Genomic DNA, 18,664 nt, shown 5'->3' on the forward strand with positions numbered 1-18,664 from the left:
GACCTGGCGACTGGACGGCACGAGCCGGATGAATCGAGAGGTTCACGTCCGGATCTGTGGGGGCGGGCAGGTGAGATTCCTGCCCGCTACCCGGCAAGCTGGCTTCGATGTGCGGGTTGTCGTTGCTGGTCTTGGGACGGCTGTGCGACTTGGCCACGCCCAGGTCGATGAGCAGCTCGGCGACGGTCTTGGACTTCATCGACGAGCCGCGGTCGGCGTGCAGGGTCAGCGTGCCGGGGTCGATGGCCTGCTTGGCCGCGGTGGCCTTGATGAGCCGCTTGGCCAGCTCGGCGGACTCGCGGGAGGCGACCATCCAGCCGACGACGCAGCGGCTGTAGATGTCGATGATCGTGTACAGGTGGTACCAGATGCCTTTGTCCGGGCCACGTAGCTTGGTGATGTCCCAGGCCCACACCCGGTTGGGGGCATCGGCGAGCAGTTCGGGAATCGTCTTGGGCGGATGGGTGGCCTGAGTTCGGCGATCACGGCCGACCTCGCCGTGCTCGCGCAAGATCCGGTACATCGTGGAGGTCGACGCCAGGTAGGTGCCCTCGTCCAGCAACGTGAAGTACGCCGTGGCCGGTGCCGCGTCAGCGAACCGCTCGTTGAGCACGGTGCGGACGTGGTCGCGCTCGCCCTGCGACAGCGCCGCCGGGTGGGGCTTGCGCGGGGTGAGCGGACGCGTGGGAGCGGGGCTCCTGCGGTTCGTGCGGTACCAGTTGGCCTGTGGCACCCCGGCGGCTGCACATGCCTTGCGACGTCCGAGCAGCGGGGTCAGCTCCTCGATCGCCTCGGCTTGGGCGGCGTCGATGAGTTCGGTCACTGCTCGCCCCGACTCGTCGAGGTCTCGCTGCCGGTGGCGAGCTGATCCAGCAGCGCGAAGAGCTTTCCCTGCACCTCGATCACCTGGCGGGTCTTGCCGAGTTCGGCACGCAGCCGCTCAAGTTCGCCCTCCAGTTCCCCGATCTTCTTATCGCGCGGGTCGGCTTTCGGGCGGCCGACCGGCCGGGCCAGCGCCTGTTCCGCGCCATGGTCCCGGGCCGTCCTCCAACTGGAGATCAGCGACGAGTACAGGCCTTCCCGGCGCATCAGCGCGCCCTTGCCGGCCTTATCGAGCTGGTCGTACTCCTCCAGGATCCGAGCCTTGTACGCCGCGGTGTACCGGCGGACCGCTGCACGCTCACGCACCTGCGGGTCAGGGATCCGTGGATCCGGCTTGCTTGCTCCCACGAACGGATGTCTCCTTACCCACCCTCGACACAGAGTTTTATACCTGTTTGCTACCTCTGTCTATTTTGGCAGGGAGGGATCAGTGATGCTCTGACCCCTCGCCCCTGAAGCACCGGCCTGCGAGTCTCCTGATCCGCGCAGTCTCCTCGGCGGCGCCGCGGAAGCTCCCCGCCTATCCGACGGCGAGCCTGTAACCTCAGGTGTGTAAAGATGATCTTGTGTTGTTGAGATCGTTTTTTACCTGATGCGGCCTGGATAGGCGATGGCGAGTTCGTTGAGTGCTTCGCGCCAGCCGGTGGTTCTTTGTCCTTCGATGAGGCGTCCGGGCATGCCGCTGCGGCGACCCGGTTTGCCGTTGTGGGCGGCGCGTTCGCGGGCGCGTTTGTCCTCGATGTTGATGATCGCGAGCCAGAGCAGCTTGACGACGGCCTCATCGGAGGGGAAGTGGCCGCGGGCTTTGGTGACCTTGCGCAGCTGGTAGTTGAGGGACTCGATGCTGTTGGTGGTGTACAGCAACTTGCGGACGGGCGGGGTGAAGGCCAGGAACGGGATCACCTGGTCCCAGGCGTCCTCCCAGACCTTGACGGCCTGGGGGTGGCGCCTGCCGTGCTCGGTTTCGGCGAAGTCGGCCAGGGCGTCGAGCGCGGCTTCGGCGGTGGGCGCGGTGTAGATCTTGCGCATCTCGGCGGCCACGGCGACGTGGTGTTTACGGGGTACCAGCCGCAGAGCGCCTCGGATCCGATGAACGACGCAGCGCTGGACGGTGGTGTGCGGGAACGCGGCGTGGATGGCGTCCTCGAACCCGGGCAGGCCGTCGCAGCAGGCGATGAGGATGTCGTTGACGCCGCGGTTGCGCAGGTCGGCGGTGACCGAGGCCCAGAACTTGGCGCCCTCCCCGGCGGTGGGGGTGCCGGCGTGGGTTTTGGCGAGCCAGATGCCCAGCACGTGCTTGTCGCCGTCGGTGTCGATGCCGACGGCCAGGTAGGCGGGTTTGTTGACCACCACGTGGTTGTCTCTGACTTTGACCACGATGGCGTCGAGGAACACCACCGCGTAGACGGGGTCCAGCGGGCGGTTCTGCCAGGTTTTGACCTCGTCCATCACCTGTTCGGTGATCCGGGAGACCGTCTCGGCCGACAGTTCGGTGCCGTACACCTGGGCCAGGTGGTGGACGATGTCGCGCACCGTCATGCCGTGGGCGTACAGGCTGATGACCATGTCGTCCAGGCCGCCGGCGACCCGGCCGGCGCGTTTGGGCACCAGTACCGGTTCGAAGGTGGCGGCGCGGTCGCGTGGCACGGCGAGCTCGACCGGGCCGACCCCGGTCTGCACGGTCTTGCGGATCGTGCCGTTGCGGGAGTTGCCGGAGTCGTACCCGGCGGGGCTGTGCCGGTCGTACCCCAGGTGCGCGGCCATCTCGGCTTCCAGAGCCCGTTCGAGCACGGCTTTGACCAGATCGCCCAGCATGCTGCCCTCGCCGGTCAGGCGCAGCCCGCCGGCCTCATCGCGGGAGCGTGCCAGCAGCTCGTCCAGCAGCCGGTCGTCGATCAGCTCGCGTAGCGGACGTTTGGCCATGCGCGCCAGCGTAGACGACTGATCACTTAGAGTAGTCGACGTTGGGCGGGCAACACTTTCGATCACGGACACGACGGTCGTTCTCCCCCCGAAGAAGTGGGCGTCCCCACAGGTCACTTGCTTCCCTCTAGATCACTCCTTACACACCTGGAGAGATACCCCCTGGTCAGATTTCTCCAGCTAGCACACCGAGGCGGAAAACGGCCCACTCAGAAGAAGTGAACCTTAAGAGCTCGCGGTTGGGGTTCTTCGAGTCGCGTATAGCCTTGGCGCCGTTGGGGAGGTTGGCGATCTCGACGCAGTTGTGCTCTGCGCCGCTGGCGGAGGACTTGCGCCAGGTAACGGTGGAGAGGTCGTACGCGTAGAGATCGGCGTTGTATCCGTTCATCTCTTGCTGCCTTCTTCCAGCTTCGCGATACGTGCGAGGGAGTCCTCTACTGATAGCGCGGAGGCACGTATGCGTTCAACAGCTTTTGCGAAGGTTGTCGTGTCGTGGCCTTCGACGTAGGTCGCGCCGCTGAGGTTCTCAAATAGCACGAGGTCTGGGATCGGTCCCGGGAAGGTGACGAGGCTGAAGCCGCCCAAGATGCCCGGATGGGCCGTGGAGTCCAACGGCATGATCTGAACGGTCACATTGGGCAGGTCGGCAACATCAAGTAGGCGTCGGAGTTGCTCGCGCATGGTGGCGGGACGTACAGCGAAGCGTTGGTGCAGAGCCGCCTCGTGGATGATCGCCCAGAGTTCCACCGCGTTGCCGGGACGGCTGAGGACGGACTGCCGTGCTTGACGCACCTCGACGAGTGCGGCGATCTCGTCCGGGGTGCGGAAGTGCGTGATGCCCGCGATGTTCTCACGGGCGTACGCCGCGGTCTGTAGCAGGCCGGGGATCAACAGTGGCGACCATTCGCAGATCCGCTCGGCGTCGGATTCAAGGGAGATGTAGTCCGCGTAGGCGGACGAGACTACGCCGGTGTAGGTCTGCCACCATCCCTTCTTGCCAGCGTCCCTGGCCAGACTTTCCAGGGCAGCGAAGACTTCGGGATCGCTCACGCCGTACGCCTTGAGCAAGGCGGCGACCTCCGGCGGGCGGATTGTCGCGGACGCGTTCTCGATCTTGGACATCTTTGGGGCCTTCCAGCCCATAGCGGCGGCCGCTTCGTCCAGGGTCAGGCCGGCCTGGTTGCGGAGGTGTCTCAGCGTCGAGCCGAGGCGACGTCTCCGGACAGTCGGAACCACAGGCGTGTTGGGCATGTGCGCAGTCTGGCACCCCATCACCCAGCGGGATGGGCCCCTTCATCGAATATTGACACCGAGTTAGGTCGAAAGCTTGCGCCCATGACAGGAAAGCCTTCATCATCTACGGAAAGCCAATGTCACACTCAGTAGCAACCTTGCTGCAATAAGTGACACCATCGGATGATTCGCGGAGCCGCGCCCGCGTACAGGAGGGCCACCATGACGGACGAGCAGGCGACAGCGGCGTTGGGGTTCTATCTGGCTGTCAGGCCGGGTGGGTTCGTCGTGCACATGAATGTGTGCGAGGAGAACCTGCGGGCCGTGCGGGAGGTGACGCTCAAGGTCCTGGCCGCTGTCGGGGTCGATACCGAGACCGCCGAATCGGCCCGCCTGGTCGCGTCCGAGCTGATCGGCAACGCCGTACGGGCCTGCGGGAACTGGGCGCCGGTCGTCGTCGAGGTCGAGCAGGACGACAAGGGCATCTGGGTCAAGGTGCATGACCCCAACCCGGCCCGCCTGCCCGTCCGTTCCAATACGGCTCCCGACGACGACCAGGCCGAGTCCGGGCGCGGCCTGTGGCTGCTCGACGCGCTCGCCCCCGGCTGGGACGTCGCCCTCACCCCCATCGGCAAGCAGGTCAGATGCCTCCTCCCCGCACCGGAGGCCGTACGGATCAGAATCGCCGGATGAGACTCCCCTACTCCCGCCACTCGGCGAGCCGTTCTTCACCAAGCCCGACCATATCGTGTACGTGGGTGATCACCGCGATAACGACATCATCCCGGCGAAGGCTGCCGGCCTGCGGACCGCCTTCATCCGCCGAGGCCCCTGGGGACATCTGTGGGCCGAGGACCCCACGGTCCGTGATGCGGCAGACTGGCGGATCGACTCGCTCACCGAGCTCTCCATGCTTCTCGCCCAGCTGGGCTGATTGCTCTTTCCAAGGATGCACCCGCTACGGCGTGAGGGGGATTCACGATCTTCCTCGAAGCTCTCTTGTGGATCGCCGTTCCAGTTGCACCCTTTCGTGACGGCAAATTGCACATTTAGGCATAAATTTCAGAATCATTCTTCTTGGAAAACAACCAGCCGCCGTACGCGCTCATGGCCCGTTATGCTGCCGCCGTGGACGAGCGGGGAGCGAACGGAGGCGGTCTTGGTCGAACTTGCTGACTGGCGCGGCCTGGTACGCGGACGCACCGACGACTACGATGCCCTTCGCTTGGTCGCAGTCGTTACCCCTGGCGGGCAAAGCTGGGCCAGCCCCTTCCGAGCCGTCGCCGACGACGGGAATGACTACTTCGTCAAGACCTTGGAGTCCTGCCGACGAGACTGGGCGCGGGGATCAATCGCCATCGAGTACATCGTGGGCAAAGTAGGCAAGCTGGTCGGGGCACCGGTGTGTGACAGCACCTTGATCCGAATACCCGAGGAGTTCACGGGCGACGAAATCCGTCCCGGCATCCCTCTTATTCCGGGCATCGCCCACGCCAGCAAGGCCCTGGAGCACGCTGACGAGCAGCGCCATCACCTCGCATACCGCGACCAGGATCACAATCACGTCCGGCACGTCGGGCTGTACGCTCTGCACGACTGGTGCTATGGGATGACGCCCAGTGGCTGTATGACCTCGACGATGACCGATCGATCTACTCGCATGATCATGGCCTGTACTTCCCTCCCAGCCACGGCGTCATAGACGACGAGATTCTCAAACTGTCCGCTGACGAACCGAACGTGCTGCCGGATGCGCCGGAGGGGTTGGCTCCAGAGGCGGTTGAGGCTGTTGCCAAGGCCTTTGAGACGATAGATCGTGATGCTCTCGTCAACATCCTGCGTGCCGTGCCAGCATCGTGACCTGTGAGCGACGAAGCTTTGGCGACGCTCGGTTGGTTCCTGGAGTATCGAGCACCTGCTGTGGCACATCGTCTTCGAGCGCTGGTCTGAAGGGAGTGTGAAAAACCAGTGAGCAGATACATCTACTCGATCGTTCGCTGTCTCCCTGATCCGCGCACTGGGGAGTTTGTGAACGTCGGTGCTATTGCCGGTGACCCGAACACGGGCGACTGGGCCGTCCGGCGCCTGAGCAACACTGAACGGATCAAAAGGTTCGCGCTACCTACGGCCATCGACGTTACCGACCGATTCTTGGTCCGGCTGAGCAGTGAAGTGGCTGAGGCGCGCGAGGTGCTGGAAACGGAGGGTAGCCACCCTTTCGCCGATGACTGGCTGCTCCAACTCCATCATGATCATCGAAATATCGTGCAGCTCAGTCCACCGGCCACCATCGTCGCTGGGCACGCGGAAGCAGCCCTGGATGTCATCTTCGACCGAATGATCATCGATCCTGCGACGCAACCACGGCAGGTCACCGTCGGCAAAGATCGAGTCGTGCAGGATCTCCGAAAGGCCTATCAGCAGGCTGATATACCAGCACACCTTCTAAGACCTAAATCTGACGTATTCATCGGCGACAAGCTGCACTCCACCATCGACATAGCCATCGCCAACGGCAAAGCCGTACAACTGGCACAAGGCTGGTCCTTCCGAGTCGCCGGGGTGGAGAGACTCCTCACGCAGGTGAAAGCCTGGGGTTTCGCACTCGAACGCCTGCGTCGCGGCGATCAAGCTCGGATGCTGGACGCTCAAGGCCGATCGAGTGAAGTCGCCCGGGACGTCGACCTGCAAGTGGTGATCGCAACGCCAGAGACGCCTCAACAGGAGGCAACCTACGAAGAGGCAGAGCAGGTCTTCCGTGCTCTGGGCGCCGATGTTCATTCCGTGGAAGACGTTGGCGCTGTAAGCGCCCAGGCGGCGGCCCTCGTCCGGAGGCTGCTCTGAACCGCACGCGTATCGACGTGGATAGCAGCTGACCTGCGGCGGCCTTGGCATCGAGGTCGTCAAGGCGGAGCCTCTTGATCTCCGAAAAGGTGAGCCCGAGCAGGACAACGCGCGGTAGCCATAAGGCCGGCCGCCGGATCGGCGGTCCCCGTTGGCCGAACGCTCCCGAAGCCGCGCCCCCGATGCGTCTTCGGCGCCGACCGTACGTTCTTCGTGGTCAACGGTAACTCCACCGCGAACCGCGTCGTCGGGCACCACGCGAACGCCCGCGACAACACGGTGCTGGTCGACCGCAACTGCCACAAGTCGATCCAGCTCGCGCTCACCATCACCGGCGCCCGTCCGGTCTACCTGGTGCCCGAGCGCAACGGGCTCGGGCTGGCGGGGCCGGTCCCCCCGGCCGCCCTGGGAGCCGGCGCGGTGCGTGAGCGCCTGCGCGGTCATCCCCTCGCCGCAGGGGAGCCGACCTACGCGGTGATCACCAACTCGACGTACGACGGGCTGTGCTACGACGCGGTACGGGTCGGCGCGTTGCTGAGCGGCAGCGTCCCCCGGCTGCACTTCGACGAGGCGTGGTTCGCCTACGGCCGGTTCCACCCGCTTTACGCCCGCCGGTACGGCATGGCGGTCGACGAGGGGACGCTGCCGGGTCCGGACCGTCCGACCGTGTTCGCCACGCAGTCCATCCACAAGCTCCTGGCGGCGCTTTCGCAGGGGGCGATGCTGCACGTCCGCCCCGCCGAGCGGGCCCATCGGGACCCCGCCGGGCGTCACTGGATAGAACGGCCTGATCCACTCGGGACGAAGCCCCTGGAGCCCCGGCCGGTAGAACACGCTCGGCCGTGTCGGTGGTCAGCGCGTCTGGGTCTTCTGGTCGCGGAGCGCCTGCGCGACGGCGTCCCGTACGCGGGCGTCCTCACGCAGCTTGCGCCGTGCGCGCCTGCGGCGCAGGACGAGGAACGCCACGGCGATGACGGCGATCAGGACGACGACCAGCAGCGACAGCGTCCACGGGACGGCCCAGCCATCGGTCGTGGCCTGGACCGGATCAAGCGAGGTGGTGGAACCCGACGCGTCGGTGAGCAGGGGCATGAGCGTGGTGGTCGCGGCCAGCCTGACTCCGGGTGCCACGCCGTGGACGGGCACCGTCACCTTCCAGTTCTCGCCCGGGAGCAGGTCCGGCGGCGCGGCGATCTTGCCCGCTTCGGTCCCCAGCCACCCGAACGGGCCCGAGACCGACACCGTCTGCTGGGCCGACAGGATGGCGTTGCCGGTGTTGTGGATGGTGTAGGTGACGGTGGCGTCGCCCTTGGCGAACGGGTTGGCCGAGCCGGCGTAGTCGACGTGGAGGTCCTCGATCGCGAGGACCGGCTTGAGCTCACCGCTGACCCGCAGTTTGACCCGGATACCGAGGCGCCGGTCCACGTTGACGCTCTCGGTTCCGCCGGGCTGCGTCAGGGAGGTGAGGATGCCGCCCACGTAGTCGCCGGGTGTGGCGTTGCGCGGAATGGTGACCGTGAAGGGGACCTTGACGGTCTGCCCGGCCGGGATCGTGACGCTGTCACGGTCGGCGTGGACCCAGGCGCCGATTCCGACGGACTTCTTGTCCTTGAGGAGGAGGTCGAGCTGGCCCGTGTCGGTCGTGAAGCCGTCGGCGGCGTAGACGGCGAGCTTGAGCGGAGCCTTGCCGCGGTTGGCGACGACCATGGCGTCCTTGACCAGCCCACCGGGGTTGACGGCATGGCTGAAGCTGGACCGGTCGGCGCCGTAGCTGTTCGAGTCCGTCCTGACCGTCCAGGTGACGTTGCCGTCCTCCGCCAGAGCGGGGGCGCCCAGGCCGGCGACCGCGAAGGCGGCGAGCAGGGTCAGGGCGGCGGTGCGAACGAGGGCGGCGACGGTGGTCTTCCGGCGCGGTACGGGCGCGTGCATCTCGGAGTCCTCGGGCGATCTGTGGCGGGTCTGGAGCGAGCGGCGGGGCGGGCACCGGAAGGTGCCCACCCCGCCAGGTGAGGCAGGTCCGGTCAGCTGCTCAGCGCAGTGATCGTGAGGGTGGTGCGGTAAGCACCCTTCTCGACGCTGCCCGGCATCTTCAGGTCCAGGTCGGCGCCCAGCTTGGCCGTGCCCTTGGGGTGGCCCTGGCCGGCCCAGCCGAGGCCGCGCGAGACGGACAGGCCCTGGCCGCGGTCGTCGTAGGCGGAGGGCACCGACCCGCTGGCCTGAGCACCGGCGCCGTCCTGGAGGACGCGCGGTGTCCAGCCGAGGTAGGCGCCGGAGAACTTCTTGCCGGCGTCCTGGAAGTCACCCACGCTGGCCGAGATCGACCACGGGGCGAGCGAGCGGCGGCTGTCCGACACGATGAGCGGGTTGATCTGGCCGGTCGCCCCGAAGTAGTCGCCGTTGTTGTCCTTCGCGGTGCCGAGGTCCACCAGGCCGTTCTGGCCGTCGATCGTCCAGCCGAACTCACCCGGAGCGGCGTCGGGCACGTTGACCTGGAGGGTCTGGCCGTCGCCGTGGTACGGGTGCACGGTCACCTTGTCGACGATCGAGCCGACCGGCTGACCGCTCGGGGTGTTGGTGCAGGAGAGGCCCTTCTCCACGGCCGCGTTCGGAGCCGCGCAGGTGCCGCTGCGGACGTTCTCGACGACGAGCTTGTCGTTGCGCACCTGGACCTTGACGTAGGAGCGGACGTGCTCCTGGTTCTGGACCGAGTTGTACCAGTAGCTGGTCGGGTTCAGGGGGTCGGCACCGTTGCCGGCGCCACTGGTGGCGCTGTTGTCGGGAGCCGTGATGTCGTAGTACTTCGAGCCCGAGGCCGAGTTCGCCGTCACGTAGAGCACGCCGCCGGGACCGGCGTAGACGTCGGCTGCGCCGGGCTTCTCAGCCGGGTCCGCCTTCTGGCTGTTCTTGATCAGGTAGCTGCGGGAGTAGGCGTGGTCGTGGCCCTGCAGCACCAGGTCGACGCCGAGCTTGGAGAAGGTGGTCGGGAGGTCGACGCGACGCACCTTGGCGTCGGAGTCCTTGGCGTGGCTGGCCGGCGAGTAGATCGCGTGGTGGAAGACGAGCACCTTCCACTTGGCCTCGCCACCGTGCTGGTTGATGACGTCGGTCACGTAGGCGAGGTGCGCCGCGTCACCGCCACCACCCTGGGAGGTGGCGTAGCTGTTGCTGTTGATGTCGATGTACAGGACATCCTTGTAGATGTACCAGTAGTTGCCACCGGAGGTGTTGGACGCCGGGTTGCCGTTGGCGTACAGCGGGCCCGAGTTGTCGGTGTTCGGGGTGAACAGGTGCTGCTCGTAGGCCTTGCCGCCGACGTCGTGGTTGCCGATGGTGGCGGCCCACGGGTACTGACGCAGCTTGTCGGGTGCGAGGAAGGCGTTCCACTGGGACTCGGTGTTGGCGGTCTCGACCTGGTCACCGCCCGACACCAGCAGTTCGGAGTTCGGGTTCGCCGCGAGAGCGACGTCCAGGGTGTCCTGCCAACCGGCCTGGTCCTTCGCCACGTCGCCGGACGAGCCGATCTGCGGGTCGCCGAAGAACAGGAAGTCGTAGTCGCCCTCGAAGTCCTGCGTCTTGAAGGAGTACGTCGGGGACCAGTTGCCGTCGGCGCCGACGCGGTAGGAGTACGTCGTGTGCTCCTTCAGGCTGGTGATCGTCGCGTGGCGGTTGAAGCCGCCACTGGTGGCGATGTTCGCCTTGCCGATGGCGTCGAAGGTGGCGGCGCCGGCGGGGAACTCGCCGTTGACGAGCCCCGCGGTCGGCGCGAGCTGGACCTTCTGCGCGGTGTCGGCCGAGGAGTACCAGGTCACGGTGCGCTGGGACTCGTTGGCTCCCACGCCGAGGATGATGCCGGTGAGTGCGGCGTTGTCGGCGGCGCTGGCGGGAGATGCTCCGCTACCGACGATGGCGGCCAATCCCAGGAATGCCGCTACGGCCCCTGCGGCCACCCGGCGCCGTACGGGCCCGGGTGACTGCGTCGAGGTGCCCAATGTCATGATTACGTCCTTTTTCGCCCAAGATGCGGAGAAGCGGCCCTCAAGGTTTCGTCACTCGGTGAAGAGACCGTGAATGCGACCCGGCGAGTGGGTGGAGATCCCCAGAAGAACTGCGTTTTCACAGCCCGAACACCCGTTGCACGAGCCAGAACAGTCCCATAACGGACACGCCCCCAGAAATCACGCCCGTGGCCCAGAGGCCGGCCGTCGGCGCACGGTGACGCAGCACGGCCAGCAGCGGGAAGACGACGGCGATGACCGCCAGCTGCACGGCTTCGATGCCGACGTTGAACACCAGCAAGGACCACAGCAGGGTCCACGACCACGCCTCGTCGATCCCGAGCGCGCCCGCGAAGCCCAGGCCGTGTACGAGGCCGAAGCAGAACACGACCCCGAGGCGGGTCCAGCCCGCACGGTCCAGGCTGAGGTGACTGTGTCCCGCGAGGTCGGCGGCGTGGCCGCCGCTCCGCCAGATCCGCCACAGGTGCCAGCCGGCCACCACGGCGATCGACAGCGCGATGACGGGCTCCACGACCATCGCGGGCACCTGGACCAGGCCGAGGGCGGCGAGCATGAACGTCACCGAGTGCGCCAGGGTGAAACTCGTGGCCGCGAGCACGATCTCACGCAGGCGCCGTGATCCGGCGATGAGCGCCAGCAGGAACAAGATGTGGTCGATCCCGGTCAGCAGGTGCTCGGCGCCGAGGCGGAAGAACTCCCAGAACCGCTCGTACCACGACTGACCGGTCGAGAAGGAAGGGTGGGCGGCGTCGAGCGCGGCACTGCCCGAGCGGGCGTCGAGCTGGTAGGTGACGATCGTCTTGGTACCGGTGACGTACTTCTCCGCGTCGGGGAACAGTCCGCTGCGCACCTCGTGACCGTCGCCCGGCTCGGGACAGGTCCAGTCGAGCGGCAGATCGGCGTACGGCACGCCCTCCCGCTCGCCGATCGTGAAGTCGCCGGCCTGTGCCGGCGCGCAGGCCTTGCCGTCCGAGGTGACGGAGAAGCGCTCCGTGACGTACGTGACGGCCGACTTCGCATGGGTGTTGAGCGCGGCGGCCTGTGCGCCGGTGTCACCGGCGTCGAACGCGGCGGTTCCCGCCTTGAAGAGGGGATCGTCGTCCTCGTAGTCGGCGGCGGACACGACGAAGAGGTCGTATTCGAGCTCCAGCGTCGTTCGTACGTGACCTCCGTCGCCCGCGGCGACGTGGACGTACACGGTCGAGGTGAACCCGTGGGCGAGCACCGGCCCGGCGCTCAGCAAAACGATCATCGCCGAGGTGATCACGGCGAGGGTACGGCGGACCCGTTTTGGCATGTGGCTCCTTCAGTAGCCAGAGCACGGTGCACGCCACGGGTGAACACCAGCCGACTCACGGGCGAACCCCGGAATAAAAGACCCCAGAACAGCCCTCAAGGCTTGAAAGTGACAGGAACCGGGATAGGAGGATGTACGCGCACCATCCGCCACCACTCGGAGGACGATCGCCTTGCGACCCCCGCATCGGGCCGTTGCCACGCTGGCCTTGGCCGCCGCGCTGGTCACCGGATGCAGCTCCGGCGACGACTGGTCGCGGCCGCACCCCAAGCCCACCGCCGTCGGCACTCTCGGCCCGGGGTTCACCGACCCCTCCGCCCCGCCCCACCCGGAGGCGACCCTCACGCCGCGGCCCGGCACCTGGGCCGGGGTCCACCCGTCGAAGGGCTACCGCGTGGTGCTGCTCACCGCGGGGGACGACCGCCCGGCCAAGGCCCTCGCGGCAGCGGTCAGGGACTGGGCCGAGGAAGAGCGCGTCGACCTCAGAACGGTGGCCGCCGACGACACGTCCGACCTCGTTCCCAGCATCGTCAGGGCCATCGAGATGGGCCCGGACCTCATCGTCAGCGCGGGCAACGACCTCGTCGACCCCCTCACGCTGGTCACCCCGAGCCACCTGTCACAGCGGTTCCTCGTCGTGGGCGCGGAACTGGCCGAACCCACCCACAACGTCACGGCGGTCGACTGGTCCGGCGCGTCGTTCCGTGGCGAAGGGCTCGGCATGTCCTCGACGTACGACCCCGGCTCGTTCACCACCGCACGCTGCGCGGCCGCCATCAGGGCGGGCGTCGCGGCCGTGCTCAACGACCTGACCGGCATCGTGATCTGGCTCGACTAGCTCCGGCCTCAGTCTTTTCCGATGCCGGGCGTTGCCGTCGCTCAGTGGGGAACGACCTGTGCCCGCACTCCGGGGAGATCGTCGAATGCGGCGGACGCGTCCAACGTGATCACAGTTCTCGCGGTGGTCGCGGCGGTGGCGGCGATCAGCAGATCGTAGGCTCCGCGCGTCTTTCCGGTTCGTCGAACATGCGCCATCAGACGAGCGTGCACCCGGGCTACGTCCGTGGTGTACTCCTCGACCGGGATCAACGCGAGGACTTCGTCCACGAACGCCTGACGGTTGGGGCGACGTGTCGTATCGGCCATCTCCACCCCAACGAGCAGCTCGGCCACGGTGATCGCGGCAATGGCCACGTCGTCGGCATCCCCGATCACCTCGTCGACAGCCGCCTTTCCTCGCTCCGCGGCGAGGAGCACTCCCGTGTCCAGGATCAGGCGTCGGGCCACGTGCTCCTCATCTCGTCATTGACCGATTCCCGGGCTGTGGCCACATCAGCCTCGAAATCGTCGTCGAGCGTCCCCGCGCTTCTGGCCAGAAACGCCTTGACCATACGCCCGGGTGCCGTGGGCGCGGGGCCGATCACCGCGATTCGCTTTCCCCCTCGAGTGACCATGATCGTCTCTCCCCGCTCGGCCTCGTCCAGCACGGTCGCGAAACTTCGAGATGCCTCAGTGGCGGTCATCACCTTCACATAATCAGATTATCTGATATCGCCTGCATGCGGTGGGCGACCGGGCGACCCCGTGACCGGTGTGACCGCTGGCGCTCGCAGGTGCCGCCGGGGGGTCAGCGCTTGACGGCTCGCAGTACGACGAACCTGGGGTCGCTCGCGGCGACCTCGCAGTTGCCAAAGAGCCGGCGGAGCTTCGCGTGGTAGCCGAGATGTCGGTTGCCGACCACCCACAGCTCGCCGCCTCGGCGCAGTGCGGCGCGCGACCCGTTGAACATGCGCCAGGCCGTCGCGTCGGTCGTCGCGCGGTGCTCGTGGAACGGCGGGTTGTTCAGCACCAGGTCGACCGTCCCCGCCGGTACGGCCGACATGCCGTCGGCCGCCTGGAACGCGGCGGTGGTGGCCGCGTCCGCGTTCACGTTCGTCCGGAATGTGGCCTCCGCCGAAGCCAGCGCTTGGTAGGACTCGTCGATGAACGTCACCTGTGCTTCGCCGTTGGTCAGTGCCGCGGCGAGCCCGGTCACGCCATTGCCGCAGCCCAGGTCAACGACGTGTTCGCGTCCACGCCGCTGCGGCAGATTGCGCAGGAAGAAGCGGGTGCCGACGTCGAGGCGGTCGGCGCAGAAGATGCCCGCGTGGTTGGTGACGGTCAGACCCGAGACGGCTCCGATGCCGGTGGGCAACGCGTAGCTTCGCGGCCATGGATTGGTGCTCGGGGGGAGCAGAGGGTCCGGTGTGCAGAAGATCAGTCGTGCCTTCCTCACCGCCAGCGACGTCCTGGTCGGCCCGAGGATCCGTTCGAACAGCTTCAGCGTCGAGGTGTGGATCTCGGTGACCATCCCCGCGCCGATGACCACGGTGCCCGGGTGGACGTGGGGGGCGAGGCGGTGCAGCTGGTCCTCAAGGAGCGCGAGGCTCTTGGGCACTCGGACGAGCAGCACGTCGATGCGGTCCGGGGGCGCGTCCCTGGTCGTACGGAGGCGCACCGCGTCCGTGGCGACCCCGTTGCGCTCCAGGTTCGCCAGGGTCGCCTCCTGGCCGAGGAAGGAGTCGCTGATCTGCACGGGACGGTGATCGGCGAGCGCGGTGACCAGGGCGCCCCACCGGTCGCCCAGTACGACCACGGTGCCCGACAGGTCTGTCGGTCCGCCGTCGATTCCGTCGAGGGCCCGCAACAGGTACTCGTCGGCGGCGTCCCAGGCGCGAAGCGGGTCACGGGGATCCTCGGGGAAGCGGGTGAGGTCGAACTCACCTCTCGACGTCGTCAAACGGTTCATCGCGCCCCAAGGCTAGCGAGTCCCGCGACACTCTCGTCACATCCTCACCCGCCCGGCACCGATCGCGGCGCGTGCCCCGTACTTCACATGTTAGAAGCCAATTAGCAATGATCGATTCCTAATGGAAGGAATGCGTAGATGGCCTCTTCAGAGCTCTGGCCCGCCTGGACCGACGGTCCAGGCGCGCGACCTGGTTCCAGACCCCTTCCCTTTCGGCCTCATTCACCGTCTGTGCCGTTGACGTGCCTCCTGGATGAGCAGGAGCCCGATCGGGAGGATCATGCCGAGGACGTAGTCCTTCCAGCTGAAACGGCCGATGCCGACCAGGATCAGGCCGGTGACCGTGGAAAGGATCAGAAGGAGCGAGGCCCAGGTGCGGGCGAAGAATCGGGTGACGGCAAGCCATCGTTGCGCGCGCAGAAGCGCGCTGAGCGGCCGGCCGCTTGCCTCCTGCCGCTGAACCACCACTAGATCGTGCGACCAGGTGATCTGGTCGGCTGACCGGACCGGGGAAAGATCACGGATGTCGGTGAGCGCTTGGACGAAAGGCCAGAGCGCCCAGATCGAGACGCTGTCGCCTCCCTGGATGTTGGGCCAATGACCACCGTCGAGTTGCGTTCTGTTGATCGTGTCGAACCCTGCGCAGATCACGTCGGCAGGGGGGTTTCCGGGGTGGCGAAGCATCGCGGACAGCGCGATCGGCATGCCATAGTGCAACAGGATGGTGTGCCAGACCGCTGGATTGCCGTCCACCATACGAGAGACGTTGTAGCTCTCTATCCGAGCATGCGGGTCGTCGATGACCGATGGGTCTACGTGTGTTTCGAGCCACTGGTAGGCGTTGAGAATGGCGTCCCCGGTCCGATCGGCGCCGACCTCCGCCAAGGTGATCAGGACGAATGCGGTGTGGGTCACGGTGGGCGATCGTGTGTCGTTCTCGCCCCATCCGCACGAGGTGCGGTTCTGCCGGGCCAGAAGCCACTCGACGCCGCGATTGACGGCGGAGTGGCGCGGGTTGAGCTGAGCCAAGGCTCGTAACGCCAGGCACGTGAGCCACACACGCGAGGGACAGCCGCGCAGAGACCCCCAACCGCCGTCCTCGTTCTGGTTGTTGATGATCCACTGGTAGGCCCGAGCCGTGCTTGGACCATCGTCGACCAACGCGCACCGAGCCAGACCGAGATAGCGCGCAACCCAGCCTGTCGCCTCCATCACGGGCAGACCGAAACTGGTGTTCATCGCCCATCCGCCGTCGAGCAGCGGGTCTTCCGACGAGATCTGGCGGGCTTTAAGAAACGTCAGCGCGTCGGTGAAGTGTTCCGACCTCTCGCCGCACTGGTGAAAGGCCGTCAGAGCGACGCCGGTGGCGGTGGGACCTGGTGGCACCATGTCAAGTTGGTGATACCAACCTCCACCGGCATCGCTGTCCGCGTACGTCCGGCGCAGGAGACTGAGCGAAGCCTTGAGCCGCCGATCGAGCGCCGAGATATCGATGATCAAGGCTGTCTCCCTTCATCAGTCCGTGGCGACGGCTCCCGCGCTGGACGGCCTCCTGGCGATGACCTGGAGCAACCCACTGGGTGCGGCGGAATCCAGGTAGTGGCCCTGGCTTTCTGTGATGCGAACCGCGTCCCACGAACGCAGGAGATCAGCGGCATATCGACGATCAAAGAAGTGCCGGACATGGCCGTTCAAGGAGTACATGTCGGGTTCGAGCATGTCTCCCTTGCCATACAACGGGTCGCTGACGGACTTCACACAGAACGCCAGTGTGCCCCCGGGACGGAGCACCCGGTGCAGTTCCACGAAAATGGCACGAGTGGTGGAATCGTCGAAATAATGGAGTGCCAGATAGGAATAGACTCCGTCGAACGCCTCGCCCCCGAAGGGAAGCGGCATCGCGGTGTCATGCTGGAGGAACACGGCGTCCGCACCCGGGTGGGCTTCGAGATTTCGGTTCGCACGTTCAACTGCCGCTGCCGAGAGGTCCAGCGCGTTGACGGAGTAGCCACGGCCCGCGACATAAAGCGCGTCGTGCCCCTGGCCGCAACCGAGTTCCAGCAACGGGCGCGCCTCCCCTGGGCGTGGGAGCAGGAACAGATAGCGATCGATGAACTCTCGATGCACCGGCTCCGCATCGGCACCGCGCGCATGCGCGTGCCACGCATCCCACAGACCCCGCTGACTCGGCACTGAAGTCATGTCCATTATCCCAGTTAACAGCCCCGGCGGAATGGGCGTCCCATCGCCGCATGCGAGCATCAGCATACGGTCACACGGCATTTGTGCCACGTGCGCACCGGACCATGTGATCGGCTTGCAATCAAATCAGGACCTGAACAGGAAAGGCCTCACCGCACAGCTTGTCGAGAAAGCCCACAACCTTCAAGATGGGCATGATCCTCTCCTGCGAGGACATACGTCGCCAACCTGGCCCTCGCCCAAGAAGGGACACAAAAGGGAACATACTGCAACATACATAAAGGGGATTAAGTGCAGCCGAAGTCGCTCCCTATCGATACGGATGCCGTTAGCATCGTCGTCCCGGCATTTTCCCGCCTGTTACGCGGCAACCGCGAGGTACTGACCCTGACCACACGCCCAGCTGACATATGCGACCTTGCCAGGCACCGCGTATCCGTAGCGAACATCGCAGGTGACACGTCCTGCGCGACAGCGGGCACATCCAGCTACGGCCCAGTAGTAGAACGGCGACTCCTCCGGGTGCTCCCGGTTCCCTACCCGGATCGGCTGTTCGATGGACTCTGGGTACGACCTGGCAAACTCGCCCCAGACTGGGATGAACTCCGTCACTACACGCGGACCCTGGTACCAGGGGGCCTCCTCGGCCTAGTCGGCGAGGACCCGAATCGGCCTGCCGAAATGCGACGGCAGTTGGCCGACCTGGGCTTCCGGCTTCTGTCCGATCCCGCGCCCGGTCTCACCGGCGATACCGTCGCGCGCGGCATGAGATTCGCCATCAAACAGTCGAACGAGGCACCACACAGGGACGAGTGCGCGTTCTGCCCGGGGCTGCGCTTCCGTCTTAACCGACTTGAGAATCTGCCAGGCGCGACAGGCGTGCTCTGGGGGGACGGCGATTTCTTCGTCGTCCCCGACCTGGCTCCGTTGGACGAGGGCCACCTCCTGATCGTCACGGTCGACCACAACCTGGCGATGGGCGCCTGCTCAGAGGATGTCCTCACTCGCCTCGGGACCAACCTGGACCGTGTCAGCGCGTTGTTCCGGTCCGTTTACGACCGCGAAGCGCTGTTCTTCGAACATGGCCCCGCTTCCTCGGGTGAGGCAGGGGCGTGCATCGATCATGCCCATATGCATTGCCTGCCGGCCACGGCGAGCGTGGTCGGGACGCTGCGAGATGAGGGGCTCACCGTCGGACCGGCTTCTCTGGCCGGCCTGAAGGCTCAACATATAGCTGGAGACTCCTACCTATTCGTCCAGGAAGCCGGGAATCCGATGTGTTCTCTCGTCCGGAACACATCGAACCAGTTGATGCGGCGCCTCTACAGTTCGGCGTTGGGGAAAAGCACATGGCGATGGCAAGACATGTACATGCAGCCTGACAGCCGGCAGCGATTCCTGGAAACTTTCAATCGCCTGCTGCACGCGGTCGACCAAACCCTGGCGGCTTCGTGATGATATTTCGTCGCATGACCGAAT

Annotated in this window: 20 protein-coding genes and 1 pseudogene; 8 read left to right on the top strand and 13 right to left on the bottom strand. The window is 66.1% G+C overall.

Features of this window, described 5'->3' with window-relative positions; all coding sequences use genetic code 11:
• The 5 genes from AB0B89_RS14170 to AB0B89_RS14190 all read right to left on the bottom strand — a co-directional run.
• On the bottom strand, positions 1-823 hold an 823-nt coding region (locus AB0B89_RS14170), incomplete at its 3' end, for a DDE-type integrase/transposase/recombinase (protein ID WP_358552199.1).
• The gene (locus AB0B89_RS14175; protein WP_358552201.1) at positions 820-1,230 is read right to left on the bottom strand and encodes a hypothetical protein; all 411 of its coding nucleotides are present in this window, start codon (positions 1,228-1,230) and stop codon (positions 820-822) included. The genes AB0B89_RS14175 and AB0B89_RS14170, both read right to left, overlap by 4 nt.
• A gap of 237 nt (positions 1,231-1,467) precedes the next feature.
• On the bottom strand, positions 1,468-2,805 hold the full coding sequence (locus tag AB0B89_RS14180; RefSeq protein ID WP_358552203.1) for an IS256 family transposase: 1,338 nt from the start codon (positions 2,803-2,805) through the stop codon (positions 1,468-1,470).
• A gap of 166 nt (positions 2,806-2,971) precedes the next feature.
• Positions 2,972-3,193 (bottom strand): DUF397 domain-containing protein, encoded by a 222-nt coding sequence (locus AB0B89_RS14185; protein WP_358552205.1) that lies wholly within the window; start codon positions 3,191-3,193, stop codon positions 2,972-2,974.
• Positions 3,190-4,056, bottom strand: a complete 867-nt coding sequence (locus tag AB0B89_RS14190) for a helix-turn-helix transcriptional regulator (RefSeq protein ID WP_358552207.1) — start codon at positions 4,054-4,056, stop codon at positions 3,190-3,192. Before AB0B89_RS14190 ends, AB0B89_RS14185 begins: the two co-directional genes overlap by 4 nt.
• 204 nt (positions 4,057-4,260) lie before the next feature.
• On the opposite strand from AB0B89_RS14190, the gene AB0B89_RS14195 reads away from it, so the two are divergent.
• The 6 genes and pseudogenes from AB0B89_RS14195 to AB0B89_RS14220 all read left to right on the top strand — a co-directional run.
• Complete coding sequence (locus AB0B89_RS14195) at positions 4,261-4,731, top strand: ATP-binding protein (RefSeq protein ID WP_358552209.1); 471 nt, start codon at positions 4,261-4,263, stop codon at positions 4,729-4,731.
• A 52-nt stretch (positions 4,732-4,783) separates the two neighbouring features.
• Positions 4,784-4,972, top strand: a complete 189-nt coding sequence (locus AB0B89_RS14200) for an HAD hydrolase-like protein (protein ID WP_358552268.1) — start codon at positions 4,784-4,786, stop codon at positions 4,970-4,972.
• Positions 4,973-5,155: 183 nt separating this feature from the next.
• Positions 5,156-5,740, top strand: a complete 585-nt coding sequence (locus tag AB0B89_RS14205) for a HipA family kinase (protein ID WP_358552211.1) — start codon at positions 5,156-5,158, stop codon at positions 5,738-5,740.
• Entirely contained in the window at positions 5,638-5,898 is a 261-nt protein-coding gene (locus tag AB0B89_RS14210; protein WP_358552274.1) for a hypothetical protein, read from the top strand. Before AB0B89_RS14205 ends, AB0B89_RS14210 begins: the two co-directional genes overlap by 103 nt.
• A 108-nt stretch (positions 5,899-6,006) precedes the next feature.
• Positions 6,007-6,882 (top strand): DUF3037 domain-containing protein, encoded by an 876-nt coding sequence (locus AB0B89_RS14215; protein ID WP_358552213.1) that lies wholly within the window; start codon positions 6,007-6,009, stop codon positions 6,880-6,882.
• A gap of 120 nt (positions 6,883-7,002) precedes the next feature.
• Positions 7,003-7,617: pseudogene (locus AB0B89_RS14220) on the top strand (hypothetical protein); the annotation flags it as partial.
• Positions 7,618-7,734: 117 nt separating this feature from the next.
• On the opposite strand, the gene AB0B89_RS14225 reads toward AB0B89_RS14220, so the two are convergent.
• From AB0B89_RS14225 to AB0B89_RS14235, 3 genes are all read right to left on the bottom strand, one after another.
• Complete coding sequence (locus tag AB0B89_RS14225) at positions 7,735-8,811, bottom strand: DUF916 domain-containing protein (protein WP_358552215.1); 1,077 nt, start codon at positions 8,809-8,811, stop codon at positions 7,735-7,737.
• Positions 8,812-8,903: 92 nt separating this feature from the next.
• Positions 8,904-10,877 (bottom strand): metallophosphoesterase family protein, encoded by a 1,974-nt coding sequence (locus AB0B89_RS14230; RefSeq protein ID WP_358552217.1) that lies wholly within the window; start codon positions 10,875-10,877, stop codon positions 8,904-8,906.
• 118 nt (positions 10,878-10,995) lie between these two features.
• The gene (locus AB0B89_RS14235; RefSeq protein WP_358552219.1) at positions 10,996-12,195 is read right to left on the bottom strand and encodes a HupE/UreJ family protein; all 1,200 of its coding nucleotides are present in this window, start codon (positions 12,193-12,195) and stop codon (positions 10,996-10,998) included.
• Between the two features lie 172 nt (positions 12,196-12,367).
• Between AB0B89_RS14235 and AB0B89_RS14240 the strand changes: the two genes are divergently transcribed.
• Positions 12,368-13,033 carry a hypothetical protein gene (locus tag AB0B89_RS14240; RefSeq protein WP_358552221.1) on the top strand — a complete coding sequence of 222 codons (666 nt, stop codon included), beginning with the start codon at positions 12,368-12,370 and terminating at the stop codon, positions 13,031-13,033.
• A gap of 41 nt (positions 13,034-13,074) precedes the next feature.
• Here the strand turns inward: AB0B89_RS14240 and AB0B89_RS14245 are convergent, their stop codons facing one another.
• From AB0B89_RS14245 to AB0B89_RS14265, 5 genes are all read right to left on the bottom strand, one after another.
• Entirely contained in the window at positions 13,075-13,482 is a 408-nt protein-coding gene (locus AB0B89_RS14245; RefSeq protein WP_358552223.1) for a PIN domain-containing protein, read from the bottom strand.
• On the bottom strand, positions 13,467-13,718 hold the full coding sequence (locus AB0B89_RS14250) for a type II toxin-antitoxin system prevent-host-death family antitoxin (protein ID WP_358552270.1): 252 nt from the start codon (positions 13,716-13,718) through the stop codon (positions 13,467-13,469). The genes AB0B89_RS14245 and AB0B89_RS14250 overlap by 16 nt, the downstream gene beginning before the upstream one ends.
• A gap of 104 nt (positions 13,719-13,822) precedes the next feature.
• Positions 13,823-14,983: a methyltransferase gene (locus tag AB0B89_RS14255; protein ID WP_358552225.1), complete on the bottom strand. Its 1,161-nt coding sequence runs from the start codon at positions 14,981-14,983 to the stop codon at positions 13,823-13,825.
• 222 nt (positions 14,984-15,205) lie between these two features.
• A complete protein-coding gene (locus AB0B89_RS14260; protein ID WP_358552227.1) occupies positions 15,206-16,483 on the bottom strand; it encodes a prenyltransferase/squalene oxidase repeat-containing protein in 1,278 nt (425 codons plus the stop codon).
• 15 nt (positions 16,484-16,498) lie between these two features.
• A complete protein-coding gene (locus AB0B89_RS14265) occupies positions 16,499-17,251 on the bottom strand; it encodes a methyltransferase domain-containing protein (RefSeq protein ID WP_358552229.1) in 753 nt (250 codons plus the stop codon).
• A 615-nt stretch (positions 17,252-17,866) separates the two neighbouring features.
• On the opposite strand from AB0B89_RS14265, the gene AB0B89_RS14270 reads away from it, so the two are divergent.
• Positions 17,867-18,640, top strand: a complete 774-nt coding sequence (locus tag AB0B89_RS14270; protein ID WP_358552231.1) for a hypothetical protein — start codon at positions 17,867-17,869, stop codon at positions 18,638-18,640.
• Positions 18,641-18,664: the final 24 nt, after the last annotated feature.

The sequence above is a fragment of the Sphaerisporangium sp. NPDC049002 genome (assembly GCF_040649355.1).
Lineage (GTDB): Bacteria > Actinomycetota > Actinomycetes > Streptosporangiales > Streptosporangiaceae > Sphaerisporangium.

Coding starts and splice junctions, on each gene's coding strand:
- AB0B89_RS14180 (WP_358552203.1), bottom strand. CDS start 2,805: ATGGCCAAACGTCCGCTACGCGAGCTGATCGACGACCGGCTGCTGGAC.
- AB0B89_RS14185 (WP_358552205.1), bottom strand. CDS start 3,193: ATGAACGGATACAACGCCGATCTCTACGCGTACGACCTCTCCACCGTT.
- AB0B89_RS14190 (WP_358552207.1), bottom strand. CDS start 4,056: ATGCCCAACACGCCTGTGGTTCCGACTGTCCGGAGACGTCGCCTCGGC.
- AB0B89_RS14195 (WP_358552209.1), top strand. CDS start 4,261: ATGACGGACGAGCAGGCGACAGCGGCGTTGGGGTTCTATCTGGCTGTC.
- AB0B89_RS14205 (WP_358552211.1), top strand. CDS start 5,156: ATGCTGCCGCCGTGGACGAGCGGGGAGCGAACGGAGGCGGTCTTGGTC.
- AB0B89_RS14225 (WP_358552215.1), bottom strand. CDS start 8,811: ATGCACGCGCCCGTACCGCGCCGGAAGACCACCGTCGCCGCCCTCGTT.
- AB0B89_RS14230 (WP_358552217.1), bottom strand. CDS start 10,877: ATGACATTGGGCACCTCGACGCAGTCACCCGGGCCCGTACGGCGCCGG.
- AB0B89_RS14235 (WP_358552219.1), bottom strand. CDS start 12,195: ATGCCAAAACGGGTCCGCCGTACCCTCGCCGTGATCACCTCGGCGATG.
- AB0B89_RS14250 (WP_358552270.1), bottom strand. CDS start 13,718: ATGACCGCCACTGAGGCATCTCGAAGTTTCGCGACCGTGCTGGACGAG.
- AB0B89_RS14255 (WP_358552225.1), bottom strand. CDS start 14,983: ATGAACCGTTTGACGACGTCGAGAGGTGAGTTCGACCTCACCCGCTTC.
- AB0B89_RS14265 (WP_358552229.1), bottom strand. CDS start 17,251: ATGCTGATGCTCGCATGCGGCGATGGGACGCCCATTCCGCCGGGGCTG.
- AB0B89_RS14270 (WP_358552231.1), top strand. CDS start 17,867: ATGCGACGGCAGTTGGCCGACCTGGGCTTCCGGCTTCTGTCCGATCCC.